This window comes from Methylopila sp. 73B (assembly GCF_000526315.1).
In the GTDB taxonomy this organism is placed as follows: Bacteria; Pseudomonadota; Alphaproteobacteria; order Rhizobiales; family Methylopilaceae; genus Methylopila.
This window is the reverse complement of the sequence record NZ_JAFV01000001.1, coordinates 2,299,474-2,325,178: the sequence shown is the minus strand read 5'-3', so window position 1 is coordinate 2,325,178 and position 25,705 is coordinate 2,299,474. Positions and strand designations below refer to the sequence as shown.

23 protein-coding genes are annotated in these 25,705 nt (G+C 69.7%); 14 read left to right on the top strand and 9 right to left on the bottom strand.

What is annotated here, in order from left to right; all coding sequences use genetic code 11:
• Positions 1-17 precede the first annotated feature (17 nt).
• The 4 genes from K244_RS0111235 to K244_RS0111220 all read left to right on the top strand — a co-directional run bounded on the left by K244_RS0111235 (position 18) and on the right by K244_RS0111220 (position 6,968).
• The gene (locus tag K244_RS0111235) at positions 18-1,193 is read left to right on the top strand and encodes a fumarylacetoacetate hydrolase family protein (protein ID WP_024816459.1); all 1,176 of its coding nucleotides are present in this window, start codon (positions 18-20) and stop codon (positions 1,191-1,193) included.
• A 176-nt stretch (positions 1,194-1,369) separates the two neighbouring features.
• Complete coding sequence (gene opgC / locus K244_RS0111230; protein WP_020186364.1) at positions 1,370-2,611, top strand: OpgC domain-containing protein; 1,242 nt, start codon at positions 1,370-1,372, stop codon at positions 2,609-2,611.
• 169 nt (positions 2,612-2,780) lie between these two features.
• Complete coding sequence (gene pyc, locus K244_RS0111225; RefSeq protein WP_020186363.1) at positions 2,781-6,257, top strand: pyruvate carboxylase; 3,477 nt, start codon at positions 2,781-2,783, stop codon at positions 6,255-6,257.
• Positions 6,258-6,326: 69 nt separating this feature from the next.
• A complete protein-coding gene (locus K244_RS0111220) occupies positions 6,327-6,968 on the top strand; it encodes a hypothetical protein (RefSeq protein ID WP_020186362.1) in 642 nt (213 codons plus the stop codon).
• Between the two features lie 7 nt (positions 6,969-6,975).
• Here the strand turns inward: K244_RS0111220 and K244_RS0111215 are convergent, their stop codons facing one another.
• Both K244_RS0111215 and K244_RS24320 read right to left on the bottom strand, forming a co-directional pair.
• Positions 6,976-7,857 (bottom strand): metallophosphoesterase, encoded by an 882-nt coding sequence (locus K244_RS0111215; RefSeq protein ID WP_020186361.1) that lies wholly within the window; start codon positions 7,855-7,857, stop codon positions 6,976-6,978.
• Between the two features lie 123 nt (positions 7,858-7,980).
• On the bottom strand, positions 7,981-8,106 hold the full coding sequence (locus tag K244_RS24320; RefSeq protein WP_280949665.1) for a hypothetical protein: 126 nt from the start codon (positions 8,104-8,106) through the stop codon (positions 7,981-7,983).
• Between the two features lie 175 nt (positions 8,107-8,281).
• On the opposite strand from K244_RS24320, the gene K244_RS0111205 reads away from it, so the two are divergent.
• Positions 8,282-8,743, top strand: coding sequence for an NUDIX domain-containing protein (locus K244_RS0111205; protein ID WP_020186359.1), 462 nt, complete (start codon positions 8,282-8,284; stop codon positions 8,741-8,743).
• Between the two features lie 11 nt (positions 8,744-8,754).
• On the opposite strand, the gene K244_RS0111200 is transcribed toward K244_RS0111205, so the two are convergent.
• Entirely contained in the window at positions 8,755-9,735 is a 981-nt protein-coding gene (locus tag K244_RS0111200) for a glutathione S-transferase family protein (protein ID WP_020186358.1), read from the bottom strand.
• A 246-nt stretch (positions 9,736-9,981) separates the two neighbouring features.
• On the opposite strand from K244_RS0111200, the gene K244_RS0111195 reads away from it, so the two are divergent.
• The gene (locus tag K244_RS0111195) at positions 9,982-10,482 is read left to right on the top strand and encodes an N-acetyltransferase (protein ID WP_020186357.1); all 501 of its coding nucleotides are present in this window, start codon (positions 9,982-9,984) and stop codon (positions 10,480-10,482) included.
• 4 nt (positions 10,483-10,486) lie between these two features.
• Here K244_RS0111195 and K244_RS0111190 read toward each other — a convergent pair whose 3' ends face one another.
• From K244_RS0111190 to K244_RS0111180, 3 genes are read right to left on the bottom strand one after another with little or no spacing between them, the layout of a single operon-like run.
• The gene (locus tag K244_RS0111190) at positions 10,487-10,792 is read right to left on the bottom strand and encodes a hypothetical protein (RefSeq protein ID WP_020186356.1); all 306 of its coding nucleotides are present in this window, start codon (positions 10,790-10,792) and stop codon (positions 10,487-10,489) included.
• Entirely contained in the window at positions 10,789-12,084 is a 1,296-nt protein-coding gene (locus tag K244_RS0111185) for an ATP-binding protein (RefSeq protein WP_020186355.1), read from the bottom strand. Before K244_RS0111185 ends, K244_RS0111190 begins: the two co-directional genes overlap by 4 nt.
• The gene (locus tag K244_RS0111180; protein WP_020186354.1) at positions 12,081-12,812 is read right to left on the bottom strand and encodes a response regulator transcription factor; all 732 of its coding nucleotides are present in this window, start codon (positions 12,810-12,812) and stop codon (positions 12,081-12,083) included. The genes K244_RS0111185 and K244_RS0111180 overlap by 4 nt, the downstream gene beginning before the upstream one ends.
• Positions 12,813-12,965: 153 nt before the next feature.
• Here K244_RS0111180 and K244_RS22700 point away from each other — a divergent pair, with 153 nt between their 5' ends.
• From K244_RS22700 to K244_RS0111165, 3 genes are all read left to right on the top strand, one after another.
• Positions 12,966-13,667 (top strand): Spy/CpxP family protein refolding chaperone, encoded by a 702-nt coding sequence (locus K244_RS22700; protein ID WP_155931702.1) that lies wholly within the window; start codon positions 12,966-12,968, stop codon positions 13,665-13,667.
• A gap of 306 nt (positions 13,668-13,973) precedes the next feature.
• Positions 13,974-15,020, top strand: a complete 1,047-nt coding sequence (locus K244_RS0111170) for an acetyl-CoA carboxylase (RefSeq protein ID WP_024816458.1) — start codon at positions 13,974-13,976, stop codon at positions 15,018-15,020.
• 221 nt (positions 15,021-15,241) lie between these two features.
• Positions 15,242-15,652: a response regulator gene (locus K244_RS0111165; RefSeq protein ID WP_020186351.1), complete on the top strand. Its 411-nt coding sequence runs from the start codon at positions 15,242-15,244 to the stop codon at positions 15,650-15,652.
• 20 nt (positions 15,653-15,672) lie between these two features.
• On the opposite strand, the gene K244_RS0111160 is transcribed toward K244_RS0111165, so the two are convergent.
• Complete coding sequence (locus K244_RS0111160; RefSeq protein ID WP_020186350.1) at positions 15,673-16,920, bottom strand: histidine kinase dimerization/phosphoacceptor domain -containing protein; 1,248 nt, start codon at positions 16,918-16,920, stop codon at positions 15,673-15,675.
• Positions 16,921-17,266: 346 nt separating this feature from the next.
• Here K244_RS0111160 and K244_RS22695 point away from each other — a divergent pair, with 346 nt between their 5' ends.
• Positions 17,267-19,264: a calcium-binding protein gene (locus K244_RS22695; RefSeq protein WP_020186349.1), complete on the top strand. Its 1,998-nt coding sequence runs from the start codon at positions 17,267-17,269 to the stop codon at positions 19,262-19,264.
• A gap of 158 nt (positions 19,265-19,422) precedes the next feature.
• Positions 19,423-20,250 (top strand): exodeoxyribonuclease III, encoded by an 828-nt coding sequence (gene xth, locus K244_RS0111150; RefSeq protein ID WP_020186348.1) that lies wholly within the window; start codon positions 19,423-19,425, stop codon positions 20,248-20,250.
• Between the two features lie 49 nt (positions 20,251-20,299).
• Here xth and K244_RS0111145 read toward each other — a convergent pair whose 3' ends face one another.
• Positions 20,300-21,025: a GntR family transcriptional regulator gene (locus tag K244_RS0111145; RefSeq protein WP_020186347.1), complete on the bottom strand. Its 726-nt coding sequence runs from the start codon at positions 21,023-21,025 to the stop codon at positions 20,300-20,302.
• A gap of 157 nt (positions 21,026-21,182) precedes the next feature.
• On the opposite strand from K244_RS0111145, the gene K244_RS0111140 reads away from it, so the two are divergent.
• From K244_RS0111140 to K244_RS0111130, 3 genes are read left to right on the top strand one after another with little or no spacing between them, the layout of a single operon-like run.
• Positions 21,183-22,481: an MFS transporter gene (locus K244_RS0111140; RefSeq protein WP_020186346.1), complete on the top strand. Its 1,299-nt coding sequence runs from the start codon at positions 21,183-21,185 to the stop codon at positions 22,479-22,481.
• Positions 22,478-23,431 (top strand): amidohydrolase family protein, encoded by a 954-nt coding sequence (locus tag K244_RS0111135; protein ID WP_020186345.1) that lies wholly within the window; start codon positions 22,478-22,480, stop codon positions 23,429-23,431. The genes K244_RS0111140 and K244_RS0111135 overlap by 4 nt, the downstream gene beginning before the upstream one ends.
• Positions 23,428-24,819 (top strand): hypothetical protein, encoded by a 1,392-nt coding sequence (locus K244_RS0111130; protein ID WP_020186344.1) that lies wholly within the window; start codon positions 23,428-23,430, stop codon positions 24,817-24,819. The genes K244_RS0111135 and K244_RS0111130 overlap by 4 nt, the downstream gene beginning before the upstream one ends.
• Before the next feature lie 18 nt (positions 24,820-24,837).
• Here K244_RS0111130 and K244_RS0111125 read toward each other — a convergent pair whose 3' ends face one another.
• A complete protein-coding gene (locus tag K244_RS0111125) occupies positions 24,838-25,656 on the bottom strand; it encodes a transglutaminase family protein (RefSeq protein WP_020186343.1) in 819 nt (272 codons plus the stop codon).
• Between the last annotated feature and the right edge of the window lie 49 nt (positions 25,657-25,705).

The following is a 25,705-nucleotide window of genomic DNA, read 5'->3' as shown; positions in this document are numbered from 1 at the left end:
GAACAATGGAGCGTCAGATGCCGGTCTCCCTCGTCGTGGAAACGTCCCTCCCGTCCGACCGTGCGACGGCTGTTCTCGCGGGTCGGGTCTGGCGGCCGGATGTGAGCGGTCCGAGCGTGGTGACGGTCCGCGACGATCGCGTGCTGGACGTGACCGCCGCCTTCGCCACCTCGCGAGACCTCTGCGAGGCGGCCGATCCCGCCGGCGAACTGGCCGCGGCGCCGGGGGAAGACATCGGCGCGCTGGCCGACATCCTCGCGAACACCCCGCCCGACGGTCGGAACGCCAGCCGGCCGTGGCTGCTGTCGCCCATCGACCTGCAGGCCGTGAAGGCCGCCGGCGTCACCTTCCCCGTCTCGACGCTCGAGCGCGTCGTCGAGGAGCAGGCCAAAGGCGCGCCCGAGAAGGCCGCGTCGTTCCGCGCGGAAATCGCGACGACCATAGGGGCGGACCTCGCCGCGCTGAAGCCCGGGTCCGAGGAGGCCGCAGCGCTGAAGCGCGTGCTCGTCGAGAAGGGCCTCTGGTCGCAGTATCTCGAGGTCGGCATCGGGCCGGACGCGGAGGTCTTCACGAAGACCCAGGCGATGGCGAGCGTCGGATCAGGCTCGGACGTGGGCATCCATCCGATTTCGACCTGGAACAACCCCGAGCCGGAGATGGTGGTCGTCGTCTCGAGCGCGGGCCGCATCGTCGGCGCGACGCTCGGCAACGACGTCAACCTGCGCGACGTCGAAGGCCGCTCCGCCCTGTTGCTGAGCAAGGCCAAGGACAACACGGCCTCCGCCTCCGTCGGGCCCTTCATCCGCCTGTTCGACGGCGGCTTCACGCTGGACCACGTGCGCAAGGCGGCGGTGACGCTCGAGGTCGTCGGCGACGACGGCTTCAAGCTCGGCGGCGTCAGCCACATGGAGCAGATCGCGCGCGATCCGGAGGATCTCGTCGGCCAGACCATCGGGCGGAACCACCAGTATCCCGACGGCTTCGTTCTCTATCTCGGAACGATGTTCGCGCCGATCGAGGATCGCGACACGCCGGGCGAGGGCTTCACCCACAAGGTCGGCGACATCGTCACCATCGCGACCCCGACGCTTGGCGCGCTTGTGAATCGGGTCGTCCGCTGTCCCGACGCCGAGCGCTGGACCTTCGGCGCCGGTCATCTCATGCGGAACCTCGCCGCGCGCGGACTGCTCTGATCCCGCAGGTTTGACCGGCGCTGCGTCCATCGGCGCACTTCCGGCGGAAACTTTCGCCACACTCGCGACGTTTGGTCCCCGATTATAGGGTTCGAAGCGCCGGCCGCGCGTGATTCGTCGCGCGGCGCAGCGTGCTTGCGGCGCGAACGTCGTCTCAAACCAGCGAGGATGGCGTCTTGGCGGATGGCGATGCGACGACGCAGGCTGCGAAGCGCCCGGCGGGAGCCCCCGTTTCCTCGCGCGACTGGCGCCTCGACTTCTGGCGCGGGCTCGCGATCGTCTTCATCTTCTGGAACCACAGCGTCAACAACGTCATGAGCTGGCTCACGACGAAGAATTACGGCGTCTCGGATTCCGCCGAGCTCTTCGTCTTCCTGTCCGGCTTCGCTATGGCGAGCATGTTCGTCGGCAAGTTCCTCGATCGCCCGATCATGGCGATCCCCTACGGCTTCCAGCGGGCCTTCACGCTGTATCTCCACCACATCTCCGCCTTCGTCGTCATCGCGACGCTGGCCGTGCTGTACCGGGAGTACGCGGGCTCCAGCATCATGGAGCGGGACCTGTTCGTGCGGCCCTTCCTCGTAGCGACGGAGACGGTGCTGCCGAAGCTCGCGACGCTCGGCTACCTGCCGCCGCTGCTGGACATCCTGCCGCTCTACATCCTCCTCACGATCATGGTCGGCGTGCTGTTCTGGCTGTTCCGGGACCGCTGGTTCTTCTACGCGGCCTTCGCCGTCGGCGTCTGGACTTGGGCGCAGTTCTCCGGCGCGACCCTGTCGTCCTACCCCGACACGCGTTTGTGGACCTTCAACCCCTTCGCCTGGCAGGCGGTGTTCCTGGCGGGGTTCGCCATCTTTCTCGCGCGTGAGGAGCCCTGGTTCCGGAACGTCATGGCGGCGCCCGCAGCCATCGCGCTGTCCATCACCATCGTCATCGTAGCCTTCATCGCCGCTGCGCCGTGGGCCACGCTCGGCCTGTACGAATGGCGGCCGCTTCGCTTCATCACGGACATCGCCGACAAGGCCAACGCCTCGCCGGTGCGGCTCGCGCACTTTCTAGCCATGGCCCATCTCGCGGCGCTGTTCATCCGCAAGGAGAGCCGCCTGGGCGACACTTTGCTTGGCCGCTCCATGGTGCTTATCGGGCGCAAGAGCCTGCCGCTGTTCGTGATCTCCACGGTGTTCGCGGCCATGAGCCACGGCGTGTTCGACTGGTTCGGCCATGGCGTCGTGACGCAGGTGACGTTCTCGCTGCTGGGAGCGCTCATCCTCGTGGCCCTCGCCTACGTCTCTGAGGAACTGCGGACGACCAAGCGCGTGACGCCCGTTCGCGCGCCGACCGGAACGCCTGCGCCGCAGCCGCGCGAGGGCGCTCCGGTCGTCCCGGCGAACGCGCCGCCGTCGCCGCGCCGCATCTGACGCGCGGCTGGCCTCTTTATCCCGCGAAGCGTTCGTATAACCTTGCCTCCGTCGACGGAGGCGAGGCGGCGACCCTCGTGCGCGCGACCGTCCGTCTCCTGCGATCCGATTTTCGCTCCGCTGGCCGCCTCGGCCGCTTTCCGTCACGATCCGGAGGTCGAACGTCTCAATGAACGCCCGTGCGCCCGTCGTGCCGCCCCGCAAGATCCGGAAGCTCCTCGTCGCGAACCGCTCCGAAATCGCGATCCGCGTGTTTCGCGCCGCGGCGGAGCTCGGCATCCGCACCGTCGCGATCTACGCGGAGGAGGACAAGCTCTCGCTCCACCGATTCAAGTCCGACGAGGCGTACCAGGTGGGCCGCGGGATGGGGCCGCTCGAAGCCTACCTCTCGATTCCCGAGGTGATCCGCGTCGCGACCGAGGCCGGCGTCGACGCGATCCATCCCGGCTACGGCTTCCTGTCCGAGAGCCCGGAGTTTGCCGAGGCCTGCGCGGAGGCGAAGATCCTCTTCATCGGGCCGTCGCCGGACACGATGCGCTCGCTCGGCAACAAGGTCGCGGCGCGCAATCTGGCCGAGAGCGTCGGCGTGCCGGTGATGCCGGCGACCGCGCCGCTGCCGGACGACCCCGACGCGATCCGCAAGGCGGCCGAGGAGCTCGGCCTGCCGGTGATGCTGAAGGCCTCCTGGGGCGGCGGCGGACGCGGCATGCGCGTCATTCGCGACATGGCCAAGCTGACGTCGGAGGTCACCAACGCCAAGCGCGAAGCCAAGGCGGCCTTCGGCAAGGATGAGGTCTATCTCGAGAAGCTGGTGGAGCGCGCCCGCCACGTCGAGGTGCAGGTGCTGGGCGACCGGCACGGCAACACGGTGCACCTCTTCGAGCGCGACTGTTCGGTCCAGCGCCGCAACCAGAAGGTCGTGGAGCGCGCGCCAGCGCCCTACCTCGACGCCGAGACCCGCGCAGCGCTCTGCGAGAGCGGGCTCAAGATCGCCCGCGCCACCGACTACCTCGGCGCCGGCACGGTCGAGTTCCTGATGAACGCCGACACCGGCGAGTTCTACTTCATCGAGGTCAACCCGCGCATCCAGGTCGAGCACACGGTGACCGAGGTCGTCACCGGCGTCGACATCGTGAAGGCGCAGATTAAGGTGATCGAGGGCGAGACGATCGGGACGCCGGAGTCCGGCGTGCCCCTGCAGGACGACATCCGCCTCAACGGCCATGCCTTGCAGTGCCGGATCACCACCGAAAACCCCGAAGACAACTTCATCCCGGATTATGGCCGCATCACCGCCTACCGCGGCGCCATGGGCTTCGGCATCCGCATCGACGGCGGCACGGCCTATTCCGGCGCGGTCATCACCCGCTTCTACGACCCGATGCTGGAGAAGGTGACGGCCTGGGCGCCGACGGCCGAGGAGGCGTGCCTGCGCATGCAGCGCGCCATCAGCGAGTACCGCATCCGCGGCGTCGCGACGAATCTCGCCTTCCTGGAGAACGTGGTCCGGCACCCGACCTTCCTCGCCGGCGAGACCATCACCCGCTTCATCGACGAGACGCCGGCGCTGTTCGCCTTCGAGAAGCGGCAGGACCGTGCGACCAAGCTGCTCACCTACGTCGCCGACGTCACCGTCAACGGCCATCCGGAGGCCAAGGGCCGCGCTAAGCCTAAGGCCGGCGCGCAGGTTCCGACGCCGCCGGTCTTCGGCGGGGGCGGTCAGCCGTCCTCCGGCTCGCGCCAACTGCTCGAGAAGCTCGGGCCGAGGAAGTTCGGCGAATGGATGCGCGCGGAAAACCGCGTGCTGTTCACCGACACCACGATGCGCGACGCGCACCAGTCGCTGCTGGCGACCCGCGTCCGCACCTTCGATATCGCGGCCTCCGCGTCGTCCTACGCGCAAGGCTTGCCGGAACTGCTCAGCCTCGAATGCTGGGGCGGGGCGACCTTCGACGTCGCCATGCGCTTCCTGACCGAGGACCCGTGGGAGCGCCTGGCCAAGATCCGTGAGGCCGCGCCGAACCTGCTGCTGCAATGCCTGGTCCGCGGCTCGAACGGCGTCGGCTACGCCAATTACCCGGACAACGCGGTGGCCTACTTCATCGGCCAGGCTGCAAACGGCGGCGTCGATCTGTTCCGGGTGTTCGACTGCCTGAACTGGATCGACAACATGCGCGTCACGATGGACGCGGTGAACGAGGCCGGGAAGATCTGCGAGGCCGCGATCTGCTACACCGGCGACGTCCTCGATCCCTCGCGCGCGAAGTACGACCTCAAGTATTACGTCGACCTCGCGAAGCAGCTCGAGGCGGCGGGCGCCCATGTGCTGTGCCTAAAGGACATGGCGGGGCTGCTGAAACCCGCGGCGGCCCGGCTGCTGGTCAAGACGCTGCGGGAGGAGACCGGGCTCCCGCTCCACCTTCACACCCACGACACCTCCGGCATCGCCGGCGCGACGCTGCTCGCCGCGATCGACGCCGGCGTCGACGCGGTGGACGCCGCCATGGACGCCTTCTCCGGCATGACCTCGCAGCCGTGCCTCGGCTCGGTGGTCGCCGCCCTGAAGGGCTCGGAGCGCGACAGCGGCCTCGACCTCGACGCGATCCGCGCGATCTCGCTCTACTGGGAGGCGGCGCGTGCGCAGTACGCCGCCTTCGAGAACGACCTGCTGGCGCCCGCGTCCGAGGTCTATCTCCACGAGATGCCGGGCGGGCAGTTCACCAACCTCAAGGAGCAGGCGCGCTCCATGGGGCTGGAGAGCCGCTGGACGGAGGTCGCCCGCACCTACCGCGACGTCAACGACATGTTCGGCGACATCATCAAGGTCACGCCGACCTCGAAAGTCGTAGGCGACATGGCGCTGACCATGGTCTCGGCCGGGCTAACCCGCGCCGAGGTCGAGGACCCGGCGGTCGACGTCTCGTTCCCGGAGAGCGTGGTCCAGCTGATGAAGGGCGAGCTCAGTCAGCCGCCCGGCGGCTTCCCCGAGGGCATCCAGCGGAAGGTGCTGAAGGGCGAAGCGCCGATCGAAGGGCGCGCCGGGGCGCTGATGCCGCCGACCGACCTCGACGTGGCGAAGGCCGAGGTCGAGGTCAAGATCGAGCGCGAGGTGTCGGGTTTCGAGCTTGCGTCCTACCTCATGTATCCCAAGGTCTTCGTGGATTACGCGCTGGCCGAGAAGAAGTACGGCCCCGTCTCAGCGCTGCCGACGCCGGTCTACTTCTACGGCCTGGCCGCCGGCGACGAGTTGGCGGTCGAGATCGAGCGCGGCAAGACGCTGATGATCCGCAACCTCGGCGTCGGCGAGACGGACGAGGAGGGCCAGGTGAAGGTCTTCTTCGAGCTGAACGGCCAGCCGCGCATCATCAAGGTGCCGAACCGCTTCGCCGCCAACGTGCGCGAGGCGCGGCGCAAGGCGGAGGACGGCAACCCCGCTCACGTCGCGGCGCCGATGCCGGGGATCATCTCAACCGTCTCGGTCAAGACCGGCCAGCAGATCGCGCAGGGCGACGTGCTGCTCTCGATCGAGGCGATGAAGATGGAGACCTCGATCCACGCGGAGCGCGGCGGGACCGTCAAAGAGGTGCTGGTGACGCCCGGGTCGCCCGTCGACGCCAAGGATCTGCTCGTGGTGATCGAAGAATGACGCGAGCGCCTGTGCGCATCCGGGTCCGCCGCGCTTCGCGGCGCGCCCGTGGCTTGCTATCGTGAAGCCATGCGTGACGAGCGTCCTCAAGATCTTCCAGCCGCGAACGGCGACCGCCGCGGCGGCGTGCCGCCGCTGCGCGAGGCGCTGAGGCGCGCCCGGGTCGAGGCGGTGGAACGAACCGACGTGGTGATCGGCCTCAAGCACGCCGAGCTCGGACGATTGGAGGCGCTGCGCGACGCGCTGGCGCCGGTCTTCGCCGATGTTCCCGACGAGGTCGACATCTTCGACATCGGCCTCGTGCCCGGCGAGCGGCCACGGCTCTTCGTCGACATGGTCGCCTTCGTCGAGATGGCGCGCGATCGCAAGACCTATCGTTTCCTGCGCGACGGGCGGCATGGCCGCGCGGCGATCGCCGAAAGCGCCGAGATCCAGCCGATCGTCGACGCGGTGACGTCTTACATCGCGCGCCGTCTCGTCGAACGCGAGCGCCTGCTCGCGGACGACGTGTTCGACGACGCCGGCCCGGCCGTCGTGGAGCAGCCGGCTCCGGCTCTCGCTCCGACGCCGGTTCCGAAACGGCCGTCGCCGGTCTGGGCGCGCGTGCTCGCGGTGCTGTTCGCCTTCGGCGTCGGGGGCGCCTTCGGGGCGGCGCTCGTGATCGCCGTCATCGTCGCGGCCGCCAAGGGTTTGATGCCCTGGTTCATCTGAACCGGCGTCAGGCCACCGTGAAGCGGTCGGTCTCGCCGATCGTCCCGTCGGGCTTCAGCCCACGGGTGATCGCCTCGCAGCGCCATGCGCCGGGCCCGCCGGAGACGACATAGAGATTGTACGCCGCGGGCGGCTCGTGGCTGAACGGACCGGCGGAGCAGGACGGCACCGCGATCACGGGGATCGCGCCGTCCGCCCCCGTTACCGAGTGCCGCGCAGGCTCATGGTTGTGCCCATGCAGGACGAGTTCGGCGCCCTCCGCCGCGAGAATGGCGCGCAGCTCCTCCTTGTCGCGCAGGCGCCGCATCCAGGGCGTGCCGTCTTCGGCGACGGGATGGTGCACGAGCACGATGCGAAACAGCCCCTCGGCCTTGAGGCTGCGCAGAAGAGGGCCCAGCGCGTCGCGCTGGCGCCGGCCGACCTCTCCGGTCGCGGCGAGCGGCATGGTCGCGACGGCGGAGGACAGGCCGATCAGCGCCACCAGCCCGTGGCGGCGCACATAGGGGAAGCCCGGCGCGCCGTCGTCGCTCGACATGTGCGCGCCCCACACGCGCGCCGGCGCGCTCGCCACGCGGCGGACATAGGCGTCGTGGTTGCCGGGGATCGCCGCTACCTTGTCCGGCGGGCCGAAGCGGCCGAGGAAGGCCGCGGCCGGCAGGAACTCGGACTCGAGGCCGAGGTTCGTCAGGTCGCCGGTCACCGCGACGGCGTCCGGCGCCTCGTCGATGACATCGGCGACGATCTGGTCGAGCACCGCCATGTCGTGCCAGCGTCGCCGGCGGCGGAACCAGTTGATCGCGCCGAGACCGCGCTTCGACATGAGCTCGAAGACGGTGAAGCGGGGGAGGGGGCCGAGATGCGGATCGGACAGGTGGGCGATGACGGTCACGGGCGCCCTTATAGCTGCTTCGCGATCACATGCGCATCAGGCGCGCCCCAAAAACGACGACGCCGGCTCATGCGTTCCGCATGGCCGGCGCTCAACGGGGACTGAGTGCGCGAGACCGGTGTCTCAGTTGCCCGAGAAGGTCATCAGCGCGGCGATCGCGCGGCCGTTGGGGGCGCGCAGCGACGGACGCCACACGAACTCCGTCGTCCGCTTTTCAGCGCCGCGCCGGAACGAAAACAGCCAGAACATCATAAGCCTCGTTTGCGGAGAGACGCGCCGCCGGTGGGGCGTCCTTCTATCTCCTGCGTCTCAAATAGGCATTGCGCCTCGATTTTCACCAGTCTTACCCGAGGTTGGCCGATATGCGGATTCGCCGTGCGAGCTCGTCGCGTGCTGATCTGACGGACAGAATTGGTCGTTCTTGATGCTGAAGTCCCGCGTTCTCAGCTACTTGGTCGCCCGCTACGGACGGATGCGGCGGGCCATGACGCTCGGCGTCCGGGTCGCCGCCTTCGATGCGGAGGGGCGGGTGTTGCTCGTGCGTCACGGCTATGCGCCGGGCTGGCACCTTCCGGGAGGCGCGGTGGACCCCGGCGAGAGCGCGCAGGAGGCGGCGATCCGCGAACTGCTCGAGGAGACCGGCGTCGTGGCCGGTGACGACGTTGCGCTCCACGGGCTGCATTTCAATCCGGGCTTCGGCGGCCGCGATCACGTCGCGACCTTCGTCACGCGGGCGGTTCGGATCGGGCCGGAACCCCCGCCGAACCGCGAGATCGCGGAGCGGCGGTGGAGCCGGATCGACGACCTGCCCGAGGGCGTCACGCCCGCGACCCGGCGACGGCTGCTCGAAATCGTCGGCGCCGGCGCGGGCGCCGGCCGCTGGTAGGGCGGAGAGCGCTAGCCGAACGCGGCCCGGTCGTGCGGCGCGTCGTAGTCGAGCGTGGGGCCGAGCGGGATCACCCGGGTCGGGTTGATGGTCGTGTGCGACCAGTAATAGTGCGTCTTGATGTGCGCGAGATTCACGGTCTCCGCGACGCCCGGCGTCTGGTAAAGATCGCGCAGATAGCTGGACAGGTTGGCGTAGTCCGCGATCCTGCGCCGGTTGCACTTGAAGTGCCCGACATAGACGGGATCGAACCGGACGAGCGTGGTGAACAGGCGCCAATCGGCCTCCGTCGCCGCGGATCCCAGCAGGTAGCGCCGGTCGGCGAGGCGCGCGTCCAGCGCGTCGAGCTCGGCGAAGAGCGCCTCGAACGCCTCCTCGTAAGCCTCCTGCGTGGTCGCAAACCCCGCCTTGTAGACCCCGTTGTTGACCCGGTCGTAGACCCGCGCGTTCAGGGCGTCGATCTCGGGGCGGAGCGGCTCGGGGTAGAAATCGGTCGTGTCGCCGGTCAGGCCGTCGAAGGCCGAGTTGAACATGCGGATGATCTCGGCGCTCTCGTTCGAGACGATCGTCGCCCGTCGGTCGTCCCAGAGGACCGGCACGGTGACGCGCGTGGTCACGCCGGGCGCGGCCTTGAGATAGATGTCTGACAGCCGCCGGGCGCCGTTGCGCTCGTCCGGCGTCGACCCGGGGAAGTCGCCGAAGACCCAGCCCTCGTCGCCCATCCGAGGATCGACCACCGCTACGGGAATCAGGCCCTCGAGCTTCTTGAGCTTGCGGAAGATCAGCGTGCGGTGCGCCCAGGGGCAGGCCAGCGAGACGTAGAGCCGGTAGCGTCCGGCCTCGGCCCTGAAGCCGCCGTCGCCGCTGGGGCCGGGCGCGCCGTCGGGCGTGATCCAGTTGCGGAAGCTCGCGGCCTGCCGCTCGAACCGCCCGCCGGAGGACGACGTGTCGTACCACTGGTCTCGCCAGACGCCGTCGACAAGCAGCCCCATGCGATCCTCCCTGAACGATCGGGTTAACATAGGGCGACACTTTGGTTAACGGGCGTGCGGCCGCGCAGGGCTTTGCGTGCGCTCGCGCGGCGTGCTACGCGCTCGGCCGTCATGACGCTCGACCTCAGGCTCATCTCCCGACGACGGATCCTTCGCCGCGCCGCTTTTGGCGCGACCCATCCGTACGCCTGACCGCCGGGGAGCGCCCGGCCGGTCGATCGCCTCCCTCATCCGTCCGAGCGTCCCATGACTTCGCTTCCGCTAGCGCTCCTCCACGAGCAGCCGTCCGACGAGGCGGCCATCGATTATCTGCAGGAGCGGGCCTTCGGCCCCGGCCGCTTCGCCCGTTCGGCTTACCGGCTGCGGGAGGGGGTGGCGCCGGCGCGCGACCTCTCGTTCGTCGCCCGCGTCGGAACTTTCCTGGTGGGGTCAAACCGGATGACGCCGATCCTGATCGGCGGCCGCGACGCGCTGCTGCTGGGGCCGCTGGTGGTGGACCCCGCCTTCCGCAGCAAGGGGATCGGCCTTGCGCTGCTGAACGCCTCGCTCGAAGCGGCGGCGAACAACGGCCACCGCCTCGTGATGCTCGTCGGCGACGAGCCCTACTACGCCCGGGTCGGCTTCACGCGCGTGCCGGCCGGCCGGGTCTCGCTCCCGGGGCCTGTCGATCCGCGGCGGGTGCTGTGGCGCGCGCTGGTCGAGGGCGCCGCGGACGGCGTCGCCGGAGAAGCGCGCCGCGCCGCCTGAGGCCTCAGCCGCAGGCCGCCGCTTCCGCGAGCGCGATCACGGCGCCGATGCAGACGAGCAGCAGGCCGATCGGGATCAGGAACAGCCCGACCACATACTTCAGCGTGTCGATCCCGTAGCTCACCAGCATCCAGCCGAAGGCCTTGGTCCGCTCGCCCTGGCGGCAGCCGTCGTCCTTCTTTTCCTCCGCCGCCATCAGCGAGACCAGGGCGGGCGCCGCGGCGACGCCGGCGTGCGCCGGCGCGCGCAGCGGCGCGGCGAGGCACAGCAGGCAGAGCAGCAGCCGGAACAGCGTGGTGCAGCGGATCATGCGATCGCCTCTTCGGATGCGCGCCACAACGGCAGCGTGACGACCTGAACGAGTCCGCCGGCCGGACGGTTCGTCACCGCGAGCTCCCCGGAGTTGCGACGAATGATCTCGCGGGCGATCGCCATGCCGAGCCCTGCGCCCGGCATCGGCGCCTTGCGCGCGGGATCCACGCGGAAAAACGGTTCAAAAACCCGTTCGAGCAGCGCGTCCGGAATGCCCGGCCCGGAGTCCTCGATCGCGACGATAACCGACTGCGCGGTGACCGTCACGGCGACCGCTGCGGCCTGACCATGGGTCGCGGCGTTGACGACGAGATTGCGAAGGGCGCGCTTCATGGCGTGGGGCCGGACGTCAGAGAAGGCCGGCGAGGCGCGCGTCATCCGCACGTCGAGCCCGATCTCGGCGAGCTCGGCGACGATGTCGTCCACCATCGCGTCGATCCGCACGGGATGTCGGGCGTCGGGGTCGACCTCCTCGCGCACGAGACGGATGGCGCTGTCGGCGATCCGGTCCAGTTCGGCCAGATCGGCCAGCCAGCGGTCGCGGTCCTCGCCCTCGGGGATGAACTCGGCGCGAAGCCGCATGCGGGTCATCGGCGTTCGGAGATCATGCCCCGCCGCCGCCACCAGCCGCATGCGGCTCTCCATCGCGTTCCTCAGTCCCGACGAGAGGCGGTTGATCGCTTGCGCCGCGGCGCGCACCTCGGGCGGTCCGCGCTCGGGCAGGGGGGCGAGCTCGCCGTCCGGGCCGACCGCGGCCGCGGCGCGCTCCAGCATGCGCAGCGGCTGGGTGACCCGCAGCACCGCGAAGGTGACGACGCCGGCGGTGCCGGTCGCGATCAGCAGAAGCCAGAACGCGAACACGATCCAGTCCCTGCGGGGCGGACCGCCGCGAGGCGATTCCGCGAAGGTCAGCCATCGGCCGTCCCGTAGCCTGACGGTCGACAGCGGCGGCCCTTCCGCCGTCTCGACAATCACGACCGGGGTTTCGACGCCGCGTCGGGCCAGCAGAGTGGAGGCGGCGTCGCTTTCCTGGCGCAGCTCCCGGCCTTCAGGCGGCGCGGCGGCGATCTGCAGGCCGTGGACGGCGGCCAGCCGGTCGGCGTCGCCTGGCGAGGCGTCGAACAGCAGGGCGCTCGCGAGCGCGAGACGGTCGAACGCGCGGTAGCCGCCGCCGCCCATCGGCCCGCCGGGAGGGCCAAGCAACTGCACGGCGAGAAGCGTCACGAGCGCGATCACGACGACGATCGCGATCGTCAGCAGCGCCGCGATGCGGATGCCGAGGCCGCTCATGCGTCGGCGCCGTCCGTCTCGACCCGGGCCGTCAGCTGGTAGCCGCCGTTGCGAAGCGTCTTGAGGATCTGGAACGTGCCTCCGTCGCCGAGCTTGCGGCGCACCCGGCTGACGAGCACGTCGATAGACCGGTCGAAGGGGCCGGCGCCGCGCCCCTGGGTGATGTCGAGCAACTGCTCGCGCGACAGCACGCGGCCCGGCCGCTCCAGGAACGCGATCAGCAGGTCGAACTCCGCGGCCGTGAGCGGGATTTCGACGTCCGCGGAGTCGCCGACGCGGCGCGCGTCCTTGTCCACGACGAATTCGGCGAAGCGGAACACCTTGCCGCGCGCCGTCATGCCGGGGGCGGAGCGCTCGACCGTGCGGCGCAGGACCGCCCGGATGCGGGCGACCAGCTCCCGCGGGTTGAACGGCTTGCCGATGTAGTCGTCGGCGCCGATCTCCAGCCCGATGATGCGGTCGACGTCCTCCTTCAGCGCGGTGAGGAGGATCACGGGCACCGTCGAGGTCTTGCGCAGGTCGCGGCACAGATCGATGCCGGACCCGTCGGGCAGGAGCACGTCCAGCACGATGAGGTCGATGCGGCCGTCCCCGAGCCGCTCCCGCAGCTCCTTGCCGTCCGAGGCTGTGGAGACGCGAAAGCCCTGCGTCAGCAGATAGCGGCTGAGGAGCTTCCGGATTTCCTCGTCGTCGTCGACGACAAGGATGTGTGTGGCGGCGTCGGCCATGGTCGTCCGTCTCGATGATCGTCCCGGAGGATCGCTAGCCCGCCGCGGACACGCGGCGCCAGATTTTGTGTAACCGAAGCTTGCGGGCCGACCGCCAGCAACGTTCGGACATACTTTATAACAAAATGGACATGTATTATTATGCTACGACCTTTGCGTGAAACCGTCGACGCCGAAGGTGACGGCGTCCGGAATCAACAGCAGAGGAGCGTTCCGTTGAAAACGCTCAGTTCCATCTTTCTCGGCGCGTCCGCCGGCGTCGCCGCGTTTGCGGCCGTCGCCGTGGCGTCGGGCGCCCCGGCCATCGAGGCTTCGAAGGATCAGACCTCGGTGCACGAGATGAAAGTCGCCCAGCTCGATACCGCCGAAGGGCGTCCGTCGCGTCGCATCCTGGGCCCCGGCGCCGACCTTCCCCCGCCGGGGCGCGACGGACCGCGGTCCCGTCCTTTCGGGGGGCCGCACCGGCCTATGGGGCCGCTTGGCCTGGCGCGCCGGCTGAGCGCCGAGGAGACCGCGATCGGCATTCGCGCCGCGCAGCTCGACGCGTGGCGGGACTACGCCGACGCACTCCAGGCCGTGCTCGCGCCGCCGCCTCCGCCCTCGAAGGATCTGGCGAAGGATCCGTTCGCGCTGCCGGAAGCTCTGGCCACGCATGCCGAAGAGCGCGGCAAGGCCGGAGCAGCGCTGAAGACAGCGGTCGCCACGCTGCGCAGCCAGCTGACGCCGGAGCAATTGGTTCGCGCGGCCAGGGTGATGGGGCCGCCGCCTCCGCCCGGGTTGGCGCCGCATGAGTTTCCCGCAGGCCCGCACGACGGCCTTGGGGGAGCGGAGCCCGGTCCATCGTCCCCCCGCTGACCGGGTTTCCCGAGCGGGCGTCGTCCAAAGCGCGCCCGCTCACTTCGAAGCCGACGCCCCCTGTCCAGGGTCGTCGGCTTCGTTGCGTCCGGGGGGCGCCGCACGCGGCCAGGATGATGTCCGAGCCGACGTTAGGCCGCGCCATCTCTGCAGCCATAGGGGACGGCGGAAGGGTCGCTCCCATCGCATAAGATCGCGGGCGCCTTCGAAAGTATGACAGGGGTGCGGGGCGCTGTCTCATTGTTCCCCCTATCCCCTTGCGATAGGGAGGACGAGATTTGCCGCATAAATGTCGGGAGTGGGAACGTGGCGCGCAACATTCTAATTCTTGGAGCGTCTTACGGCTCGTTGCTCGCGACGAAGTTGTTGATGGCCGGGCACAACGTCACCCTCGTGTGTCGGCGGAAGACCGCGGACCTCATCAACAGCGAGGGCACCGAGGTGCGCATCAAGCTGCGTGACGAGCCCACGCACCGCGCGATTTTTTCGCGCGACCTGCCGGGAAAGCTCGACGCCACGACGCCTCAGGACGTCGACGTCTCGCGCTACGATCTGGTCGGTCTCGCGATGCAGGAGCCGCAGTACGCCAACCACACGATCCGCGTGCTGATGATCAAGATCGCCGAGGCGAAGTTGCCGTGCCTGTCGATCATGAACATGCCCCCGCTGCCCTACCTCAAGCGGATTCCGGCGCTGGCCGGGATGGACCTCGAAGAGGCCTTCACCAACGCGCAGGTCTGGGAGCGCTTCGAGCCGGGCTTGGTGTCGCTCTGCTCGCCGGACCCGCAGGCCTTCCGGCCTCCGGAGGAAGGCGCGAACGTTCTGCACGTCGGCCTGCCCACCAACTTCAAGGCCGCGACCTTCGCGGACGAGGCGCACAACACTCTGCTTCGCGAATTGGAGGCCGACATCGACGCGGTGACGCTCGACGGCAAGGACGTGCCGGTGAAGCTCAAGGTGTTCGACTCGCTGTTCGTGCCGCTCGCGAAGTGGTCGATGCTGCTCACGGGCAACTACCGCTGCGTCACGCCCGAGGGGGCGCCCCAGTCGATCCGCGAGGCGGTGCACGGAGACATCGACCTGTCGCGGTCGATCTACGAGCACGTCGACGCGGTCGCCCGCCGTCTGGGCGCCGACCCCCAGGACCAGGTGCCGTTCGAGAAGTACGCCAAGGCGGCGGAGAGCCTGCTCAAGCCCTCGTCCGCGGCCCGCGCCGTGGCGAGCGGCGCGCCCTTCATCGAACGGGTGGACCTGCTGGTGAAGCTGGTGTCGCATCAGCTGGGCCTGCCCAACGCCGCCATCGACGAGACCGTCCGGACCGTCGATGGACGGCTGAACGAGAGCATCGTCTGAGCCGAACTCGCCTTTCCGGCTGATGATCGTCGCCGGAAGGCGGGCTCGACGCCCATCGCCGTAGCGGCCCGACCAGCGCGGGCCACGACGGATCGGCGCCGCGGCTCCGCGGGTTGTTCCGCCCGGGGAGCGCCGAAGGCCAAACGGCTCGTTGCGAGCGGGAGGGCAACCTTTCCCCCCGGCTTTCGTTGCCTCCTTCACTGAGGGTGGAGGCGTAGGCGATGAGCGTGACGGTGTTGGTGGTCGAGGACGAGCCTTTGATCCGGATGGCGGCCGTGGCCATGATCAAGGACGCGGGTCTCCGGACGCTTTCCGCCGCCAACGCGGCCGAGGCCATCGCGCTGATGGAGCGCACGCCCGAGGTGAGGCTGCTGTTCACCGACGTCCACATGCCGGGGGCCATGGACGGGCTCGAGCTCGCCGAAGTGGTCCATCAGCGCTGGCCGCACGTCAAACTGATCGTCGCGTCCGGCCATCTCGTGGTCCGCAACGAAGATCTGCCGGACGACGGCCGCTTCATCGAAAAGCCCTATTACCCGTCCGCGATCCGCGCCGCGATCAAGGACGTCCTCGCCTCGCCGACGTCGTCCGTGGCGGCGCGGGCGCAGTTGCCGTCGCTCGAAGAAGACTGAGCCGAGGCCGCGACGCGGCGCTACCTGTCGCGCGACGCGTGTCCCGCGGGAAAGTCGAGCGCGAAATGCGCGCCGGCGTCGGAGCTCCGCCACTCCGGCTTGCCGCCGAGCTGGCCCGCGAGACTGGCGATCAGCTTCATGCCCAGGCTCGACGACTTCTGGGCGTCGAAGGCCTTGGGCAACCCCGGCCCGCGATCCTGGACCTCGAGGCGCAGCAATCCGGCCGGGGTCGGCTTCACCGCGATGCGGACGTCACCCGTTCCGTCGGGGTAGGCGTATTTGAAGGCGTTCGTGACCAGTTCGTTGATCAGCAGCGCCAGGGGCACCGCCTGATCCGTCGGCAAGCTGACGGGCGCGAAGTCGTAGCTCAGCGTGAGGGTGGGGGCCGCGGTCGACCGGATCTGATGGCAGAGATCGCCCATGAAGTCGGGAAGGTTGATCGTCTCCACCTCGTCCTTGCGCCAGAGCCTGTCGTGCACCTGGGCGATGGTCTGGACGCGGGCCTGCGCGTCGGCGAGGGACTGCTTCAGTTCGGCGTTGGACGACATCCGCCCCTGCAGCGCCAGGAGACTGGCGACGATCGACAGGCTGTTCTTCACCCGGTGGCTGATCTCGCGCGTCAGCACCTCTTGATGCGCCAGCGCCCGCTCCAGCTTGGCCTCGCCGGCCTGCGCGCGGGCCTCGCTCGCGATCAAAGCCGCCTCGAACTGCTGGCGCTCGATCGCGACGCCCAGCAGATTCGCGAAGCCCTGCATGAACGCGAGGTCGGCTTCGGTGAAGCGCCCCTCCGTCGGACTGTCCACCTCGAGAATGCCGAACCGCTTGTCCTCGCCCTGCACCACCACGTTGATCGCCCGCTTCACGCCATGCTCGAGCAGGAGACTCGGCGTGCGAAACCGGGTTTCCCCCTCCAGATGGTTTGAGATGACGGGTTCGCCGGTCTGAAACGCGTATCCGGTCGGGCTTTCGGCGTCGGCCCCGATGCGGGCGTGGCCCACGACGCCCGGCTTCCAGCCGATTCCCGCCCGCACGATGAACTGCTGCTCCTCGGGCAAAAACTCCATCGCCTTGCAGTACTCGCTGTGCAGACCGAGGGCGCAGACCCGAGTCGCTTCCTGCAGCAACGCCACCGTGTCGAAGGTCCGCAACGCGAAATGCCCGTATTCGGCGGTCAGCTGTTGCTGCCGAAGCCGATAGGCCAGTTCTTCCGCGGCCCCGCCGCCCTCTTCCGGAGCAACGGCCGGAGCGGTCGTGCGGTCGTCATGCATTGGCGCGCTTTCGTGGGCCCGGAGCCGCGGCGCGGCTTGGAAGGACGCCCGCTCCCCTGAGAACGGCCGGATCGGCCTGCGGTCGTCGCTTCAATAACCACACTTACGCACCGCTTCGCCAGCGGAACGAGGCCGATCGATCGCGGGGGCCGACGCCATCCTCAGCGACCCAATCGATCCCGCGGGCCGCAGGTTCGCATCCGCCGGCCTCGCTCGTTTTTAGGGCACAGCTTCCATGACCGGACGCCGCGCGCCGAAGGCGCAGCGGGTCTGGCGGCGGCTTCGCACGATCTGATCGCGCTTTTCATCTCGACGCTACGGCACATCCGCCCTTTCAGGAGCTGTCATGATTACGATCAACGCCAAATCGGCGGTCTTCGACGCCACGGGCATCGACTTCGAAGCCTACGTCCGCGGTCAGTTCGTCGCCGACACGACCGGCTCCGGCTTCCCCGTGTTCGACAACAGCAGCGCCTTCACCGGCGAAGAGATGTTCATCGGCTACGGGACCGAGGCGACGTCGAAGTACGTGCTCGCGCATGGCCAGGTCGAATACGCGTTCGGAACGCACACCGTGGCCGGTACGATCAACACGATCGAATACGGCACGATCGGCGACGGCTCCTACGACGCTGACGGCTACTTCACCGGCGGAAACGTCGCCCTGACGATCACGGGCCTCGATCTGAGCAACCCGGTCCCGGCGGACAACGCCGAAGCGGTCGGGATCGAGGCGACCGGGCCGGTGCACAACTTCGCGCTTGCTCACATGTACGGCGCCTCCGGCGACCAGGCGCGCTTCGACACCTATGCGGACGCGCTGGACTCCGAGGCGCAGACCTTCCTCGGATCGCGGGGGAACGACGTCTATGTCGGCACGGCGTTCAACGACGTCATCCGGAGCAACGCGGGCGACGACCGCGTCACCGGCGGCGGCGGCGACGACAAGATCTACGGCAGCCGCGGCGTCGACACGGCGGTCTACAGCGGCAACCGGGCGGACTACGCGATCACCCGCGACCTAGCGGGCGTCGTGCACGTCGTGGACCTGCGCACCGGCGCGACCTCGGAAGGCGCCGACCAGCTCGTCGACGTCGAGCAGCTCGAATTCGCCGACGGCGCTCTCGACGCCTCGACGATCGCGGCGGGCGGGATGCTGACGCTGGACGCAAGCGGCGCGTCGACCGGCGTCGACATGACCACCTTCCTGGCCGACTTCTTCGCGGGCGTCGCCACCGGCGCGGCCTACAAGTTCTATGGCGGCACGCCGGACCAGGCCTTCGGCGGCACCTACTACATGAACGGCGACCAGCTCGCGTACCAGTACACGGTCGGCGGCGTCGCCACCGACGCGCGCCTGGTGTTCGGCGGCGAGGAGCTCGCCTACGACTTCATCCACCATGGCTCCCAGTATGGCCATGGCATCACCGGCGCGCTCGACAGCCTGACGTTCGGGGCCTGGACCGCGGACACCACCGGCACGGAAGGCGTCGGCTCCGCCGGCCTGATCCAGAACCTCTACGAAGCGCTGAAGATCACGGGCCTCGGCCTCGACGTCGCCCCTGGCGCCGGGTCGTCCAACCCCGTCCACCTGTTGCACGCCGCGGCGCGCGCGGGCGACGCTTCGACGTTCGAGGACCTCATCGCCAGCCGCGCGCAGCACTTCATCGGCGGCGACGGCGACGACGTCTACGTCGGCAGCGCCTTCGCGGACCTGGTCGAGGGCGGCGCCGGCGCGGACACGCTCGACGGCGGCCTGGGCGCGGACACCCTGAGCGGCGGCCTGGGCGACGACACCTACTATGTCGACAACGCGCGCGACACGGTGATCGAAGCGGCGGGCGAGGGCGCGGACACGATCGTCGCCTCCGCCGACTTCAAGCTTGGGACCCGCGTCGCGGTCGAAACCCTGATCGCCGCGGACGGCTCCGACGCCGATCTGACGGCGAACCGGTACGTCCGGAACCTCATCGGCTCCGACGGCGACAACCGTCTCGACGCTTTCGCCGGGGCGAAGACCGTCACCGGCGGGGCTGGCGAAGACACCTTCGTGTTCACCGTCGACGTGCGGAAGAGCGCGGCGGTGATCTCCGACTTCACCTCCGGCGAAGATTCGATCGAGCTCAGCTCGAAGGTCTTCACTGCGCTCGGGGTCGGCGCGCTCGCCGCCGGCTCGTTCGTCCTCGGCTCGATCGCGCTCGATGCGGACGACCACATCCTCTACGACTCGAGCACGGGCTCGCTGTTCTACGACGCCGACGGCGTCGGCGGCTCCGCGGCGCTGCTGTTCGCGACGCTGACCTCCTCCCCGTCGCTCTCCGCCGCCGACTTCCTGGTGGCGTAGGGCGGTAAGGCGAGCCAGCCGGAGTTTGAGGGACGCGTCCTGAAAGACCCGCTCGCGCGAGCGGGTCTTTCAGCCGTTCAGCTCTGCGCCGCGGGGCTCGCCGTCGACCGTCCGGGACCTATCTCGCGCTGGGTGCGCAGCTTAGGCCCAGGCGACGGATGAAGATCGCGACGTTCAACGTCAACGGCGTGAACGGCCGCCTGGCCGTCCTCCTGCGGTGGTTGGAGCAGGCGCAGCCCGACGTCGTGTGCCTGCAGGAGCTGAAAGCGCCGCAGGGCAAGTTCCCGGTCCGCGAGATCGCCGCGGCGGGCTACGGCGCGGTCTGGCGCGGGCAAACGAGCTGGAACGGCGTCGCCATCCTGGCCCGCGGCGCCGACCCCATCGAGACCCGCGGCGCGTTGCCGGGCGACCCCGACGACGCGCAGAGCCGCTACATCGAGGCGGCCGTGCAAGGCGTCCTGATCGGCTGCCTCTACCTGCCCAACGGCAATCCCGCGCCGGGCCCCAAGTTCGACTACAAGCGCGCATGGTTCGAGCGCCTCACGGCGCACGCTGCCGAGATGCTCGCCGCCGACGTTCCGATGGCGCTCGTGGGCGACTTCAACGTCATGCCGACGGAGCTCGACGTCTACAAGCCCGAGCGTTGGACCGACGACGCGCTGTTCCGGCCGGAGATCCGCGACGCGTTCCGGGAGCTGGTCGACCAGGGCTGGCTCGACGCGATCCGGGCGCTCTATCCGGATGAGCGCATCTACACGTTCTGGGACTATTTTCGGAACGCCTGGGGCCGCAACGCCGGCCTCAGGCTCGACCATCTGCTCCTGAGCCCCGCGGTCGCGGGCCGGCTGACGGAGGCCGGAGTCGACCGCGAGGTGCGCGGCTGGGAGCACGCCAGCGACCATGCGCCGGCCTGGGTCAGGCTGGCGCCGCCGGCCAAGGCGGCGCGAAAGCCCCGGGCGTCCAAGCGGACCCCGACGGACGCCTGACGTACCCCTGGGGGTCGTCCCGGCGGAAGATCGGGTCGGACACGGCGCTTCAGTCGCCGACGCTCGCTTCGGCCTGAGGGCGTCCGACCGCATTACCTTTGCGCCGGAGCTGTCGCCAGGTGCTGCCCACATGCGCGCGCAGGGCGGCCGACAGCCCGGCCGCGTCGCGGCGGGAGAGCAGATCGACCAGCTGCGCGTGCTCCGCGATCGCCGTCGTCCAGAGCGTCAGGTCCGCGCTGCCGCGCCAGCGGTAGGCGTAGAGCTGGCTGTTCAGCTGGGCGTGCAGCGCCGTCAGGGTCGCGTTGCGCGCCGCCGCGACCAGGGCGCGGTGGATCGCCTGGTTCAGGTGGAAGTAGGCGGCGCGGTCGCGGCGCTCGAAGGCGGCCAGCAGGTCGTGGTGCAGCGCCCGCACTTCGGCGATTTCGGCCTCCGTCGCCTCGTCCGCCGCGCGCTCGCCCGCGAAGCCCTCGAGCGCGGCCAGCACGTCGAGCTTCTCGGCGACCGCCGCCTCCGAGAAGGGCGCGACGACGGCGCCCCGTTTCGGCTCGATCGTCACCAGCCCCTCCGTCGCCAGGGCCTTCAGAGCATCCCGGAGCGGGGTGCGGGAGACGCCGAGACGCTCGGCCAGCGCCCGCTCGCGCAGCGGCGCGCCCGGCGGCAGTTCCTCCGTGACGATCAGGTCCCGCAGACGCTCGACGACGTGCGCCGCGAGCGGAGACCCCGCAGGCGCGGCCTCCGCCTCCGGCTGACGGGCGGCGATCCGCGTGTCACTCATTGGTATACCAGAAAAATCGCATGGAGATCAGGCTCGCACGCCGGAGGGTAGAGCACATTGTAACGGATGTTGACGCCGCCGCCGCATTGGGTCAGTTTTGGTATACCAAAAATGGCCTCCCACTTCGAACCGAGGGGGCCGCTGGGGAGGGTACGTCATGGCTTCCACTGTCTCCACGGCGGGCGCAGCCCGTCCGACGAACGTGCGCTGGCGCGTCGTCGCATTGATGTTCGTGCTTTACACGATCAACTGCATCGACCGCATCGCCTTGTCCGTCGGCCTGCCCGTGATCGGCAAGGAGTTCAACCTCTCGCCCGCGATGCAGGGCCTGATCCTGTCGTCGTTCTTCTGGACCTACTGCGGCTTCCAGATCCCGGGCGGCTGGGCGGCGGACCGCTGGGGCGGCCGCAAGGTGCTGGGCTGGGCGACCGCGCTCTGGGGCTCGTTCCAGTGCCTGGCCGCCGCCGCCACCGGCGGCGTCACCATGATGCTCGCCCGCATCGGCCTCGGCGTGTTCGAGGCGCCCTACATGCCGACCGCGAGCAAGGTGGTCGCGGCCTGGATGCCCGTCGGCGAACGCTCCCGGGCGATCACGCTGATCGACGCCGGCGCGCCGCTCGGCTCCGCCTTCGGCGGCCTGCTGCTCTCCGCCCTCATCGTCTTCTTCGGATCCTGGCGTCTGGCCTTCCTCACGGTCGGCCTGCTCACGCTGGTCGTCGGCGCCGTCGTCATCTGGCAGATCCGCAACCGCCCGGAGCAGCATCCGGACGTGAACGAGGCCGAGCTCGAGGCGATCGCGGCCAAGAACGCGGCTCTCGTCGGGGCCGCGGACGAGGAGCGCCACATGTCCCGCCGCACCTTCGTCGCGATGATCTGCGGCCGGATCGGCTGGACGATGATCTTCTTCGGCCTCGTGACCTGGGGCCCGAACTACCTGTCGGCCGCCCGCGGCTTCGACCTGAAGGGCATGGGCTACGCGACCTTCGCGATCTTCTCGGCCGGCGCGGTCGGCGCGATCGTCTCCGGCACGCTCGCCGACTGGCTGCAGAAGCGCCTGCCGCGCGACGTGGCGTTCAAGATCCTGTTCGGCCTGTCGGGGTCGGTCGCCTTGGCGGGCCTGCTCGCGCTGCCCTACGTCACCGATCCGGTCAGCGCGGTCGCCCTGCTCGCCGTCACCGTGATGTTCCACTTCTTCGGCAGCCTGTACTGGACGATCCCCGCCATGCTCGCCCCGAAGGAGCGCATCGGACTGATCGGCGGCGTCATGAACTTCGCCGGCACCTCGAGCGGCATCGCCGCCCCCTTGCTGATCGGCCTCTTGGTGCAGTGGACCGGCGGCTTCGACGCCGTGATCGCCTACTTCGCCTTCTGCGCGCTGGTCTATCTCATCGGCTCGCTGGTCATCGACTTCCGGCCGCATGGCCCGCAGCCGGTCCTGCAGGAGGCGGGGGCATGAACGCGCGCCTTTACGACGGACCGATCATCGACGCCCACCACCACGTCTGGGAGCCGAAGAGGAACGACTACCCCTGGCTCTCGGGCGACCTGCTCGTGCCGCATCGCTACGGCGACTACAGCGCCATCAAGCGGGACTACCTGCCGGACGACCTCCGCCGCGACGCCGAAGGCGTCAACATCGTCGCGACGGTCTATGTCGAGGCGGAGTGGAGCCCGGCCGACCCGATCGGCGAGACGACCTACGTCCATGGGATCGCCGACGCCTGCGGCCTGCCGAACGCGATGGTGGCCCAGGCCTGGCTCGACCGCGACGACGTCGCGGAGGTCCTCGCAGGCCAGGCCGCCTTTCCGCTGGTGCGCAGCGTGCGCCACAAGCCGGTCGGCGCGAACTCGCCCGCCGAGGTCGCCGAAGGCCGCCGGACGACCATGTCGGACGAGCGCTGGCGGGCGGGCTACGCCCTGCTCGCGCCGAACGGCCTGCACTTCGACCTGCAGACGCCGTGGTGGAACCTCGCGGAGGCCGCGGAGCTTGCGCGCGACTTCCCCGACACGACGCTGATCGTGAACCACGCCGGCGTGCCTGGCGACCGCGCGCGCGCGACCCTCGACGGCTGGGCCGCGGGCATGGCCGCGCTGGCCAGACGGCCCAACGTCGCGGTCAAGATCTCCGGCCTCTGCATCGCCGGCCGGCCGTGGACGGTGGAGGACAACGCCGAGGTCGTGACGACGATCCTCAAGCTGTTCGGTCCCGAGCGCACGATGTTCGGATCGAACTTCCCGGTCGACGGCATGCTCGCGAGCTACCGCGAGATCTTCGACGGGTTCCGCGAGATCGCCGCGCCGTGGAGCGCCGCCGACCAACGCGCGATGTTCCACGACGCGGCGGCGCGGATCTACCGCCCGCGGCCCGCCGCCCTCGACGCATCCGGGATCGCGAAAGCCTCATGAACAGCCACCGTCGTTTTGCGCGGGCCGAGCGCCCGATCGAGGTCGCCCTTGTGGGCGCGGGCGCCTTCGGGCGCTCGCTGCTCGCCCAGGGCGGACGCATGAAGCTGATGAGCGTGCGCGTGGCGATCGACGTCACGGCCGCGCGCGCCGCGGAGGCGTTCCGCGCCACCGGGGCGGAGGAGGACGCGATCGCGCTCTGCGAGACGCGCGCGGAGGCCAATGCGGCCTGGGAGTCGGGACGCCTCGTCGCCGCGGGCGACCTCGACGTCGCGCTCGGCCTGCCCATCGACATCGTGGTCGAGGCGAGCGGCCACCCGGAGGCCGGCGCCGTCCATGCGCTGGCGAGCCTCGAGGCCGGCAAGCACGTGGCGCTCGTCACGAAGGAGACGGACTCCGTCGTCGGCTCCTACCTTGCGGCGGTCGCGGCCGAACGCGGCTTGGTCTGCACGCCGGTCGACGGCGACCAGCCCGCCTTGCTGATCGGGCTCGTCACCTGGGCGGAGACGCTCGGGCTGCCGATCATTTCCGCCGGCAAGGCGAGCGAGTACGACTTCGTGTTCGATCCCGCGACCGAGAGACTGACGAGCGAGGACCGCGCCGCGGACGCGCCGGGCTTCGGCGCGACGTGGGAGCTTGGCGACCGCGCGGTCGCGGAGGTCGTGGCCGAACGGGCGGCGGGCGCCGCGGCGCTGCCGCAGCGGGCGGTGCCCGACCTCTGCGAGATGGCGGTGGTCGCGAACGCCACCGGCCTCAAGCCGGACGTCGCGCCGTTCCACGTGCCGATCGCCCGCATCCAGGAGGTCGCGACCGTGTTCGAGGAGCAGGCGCGGGGCGGCCTGCTCTCGGGCGGACGCCGTCTCGACGTCTTCAACTGCCTGCGGGCGCCGGGCGAGATTTCCTTCGCCGGCGGCGTGTTCGTGGTGGTGCGGTGCGAGGACGCCGAGACCTGGGGCATTCTCGCCGGCAAGGGCCACACCATGAGCCGCGGCGGCGACGCCGCGATGCTTTGGCTGCCGCGCCATCTGCTCGGCGTCGAGGCGCCGATCAGCCTGCTCGACGCGGTGGTGAACGGCGTCTCGGTCGGCGGGACGCCGACTCCTGTGGTCGACCTCGTCGGCCGGACGACCAAGCCGCTCGCCAAGGGAACGCTGCTCGCGGCCGAAGGCCATCACCACACCATCGACGGCGTCGGACCCGAACTGATCGACGCCGCGCCGCTCGGCGCCGAACGCCCCGCGCCGTACTACCTCATCGCGGGACGCCGCCTGCGGCGCGACCTTCCGGCCGGCGCTTCGGTGACGCTCGGCGACCTGGAGATGGACGAGGCGGCGCCGCTCTACGTGATGCGGCGGCGGCAGGACGAGCGGTTCTTCGGGCCTGGGATTTAGCCGGGCGGCAGGCGCCGCTCAGTAGATCGGCGCCTGGTCCACTTCGTAGGTCCACACCTTGAACGAGGTCAGGGTGTGCGGGCCGAACGAGTTGATCAGCGGGACGTCCGCGGCGTCGCGTCCGCGGGCGACCACGATGCGGCCGATGCGGGGGATGTTGTTGCGCGGGTCGAAGGTGCGCCAGGCGCCGCCGAGATAGACCTCGATCCAGGCGCTGAAGTCCATGGGATCGACCACCGGCACGCCGATGTCGCCGAGATGGCCGTTGACGTAGCGGGCCGGGATGTTCAGGCAGCGGCAGAGCGCGACGGCGAGATGCGCGAAGTCGCGGCACACGCCGACGCGCTCCTTGAAGGCGCCGAGCGCCGTGCGGGTCGAGCGCGCCTGCTGGTAGTCGAACGCGATGTGCTGGTTGACGAAGTCGCACACCGCCTGCACGCGGCCCCAGCCCGGCGTGAGATGCCCGAACAGATCCCAGGCGGCCTGGCTCAGTTCGTCCGTCTCGCAGTAGCGGCTGCCCATGAGGTAGACCAGCGTTTGGTCCGGCAGGTCGGCGACCGGCCATTCCGCGGCGTCGAGGACGGCCTCGTCATGCAGGCCGCTGTCCTCGATCGTGGCGTCGCCCCAGAGCGTGAAGTCGCCCGCCGGCGCCACGAACCGCCGGCAACGGTTTCCGAACAGGTCGCGGTAGGTGGTCGTCGGGATGATCGGGGTCGTGAAGACCCTCTCGGGCGCGCGCACGTCGGCCGTGCGGTCGTCGTGCACGGCGAGCAGGCAGACCATGGGCGTCGGCGCATGACAGTGCAAATTGATCTCGTAGCCGTAGCGGATCAGCATAATGCGCTTTCAAACGAGGGAGGGGGCGCTGACGAGATGCTGCCGTCGG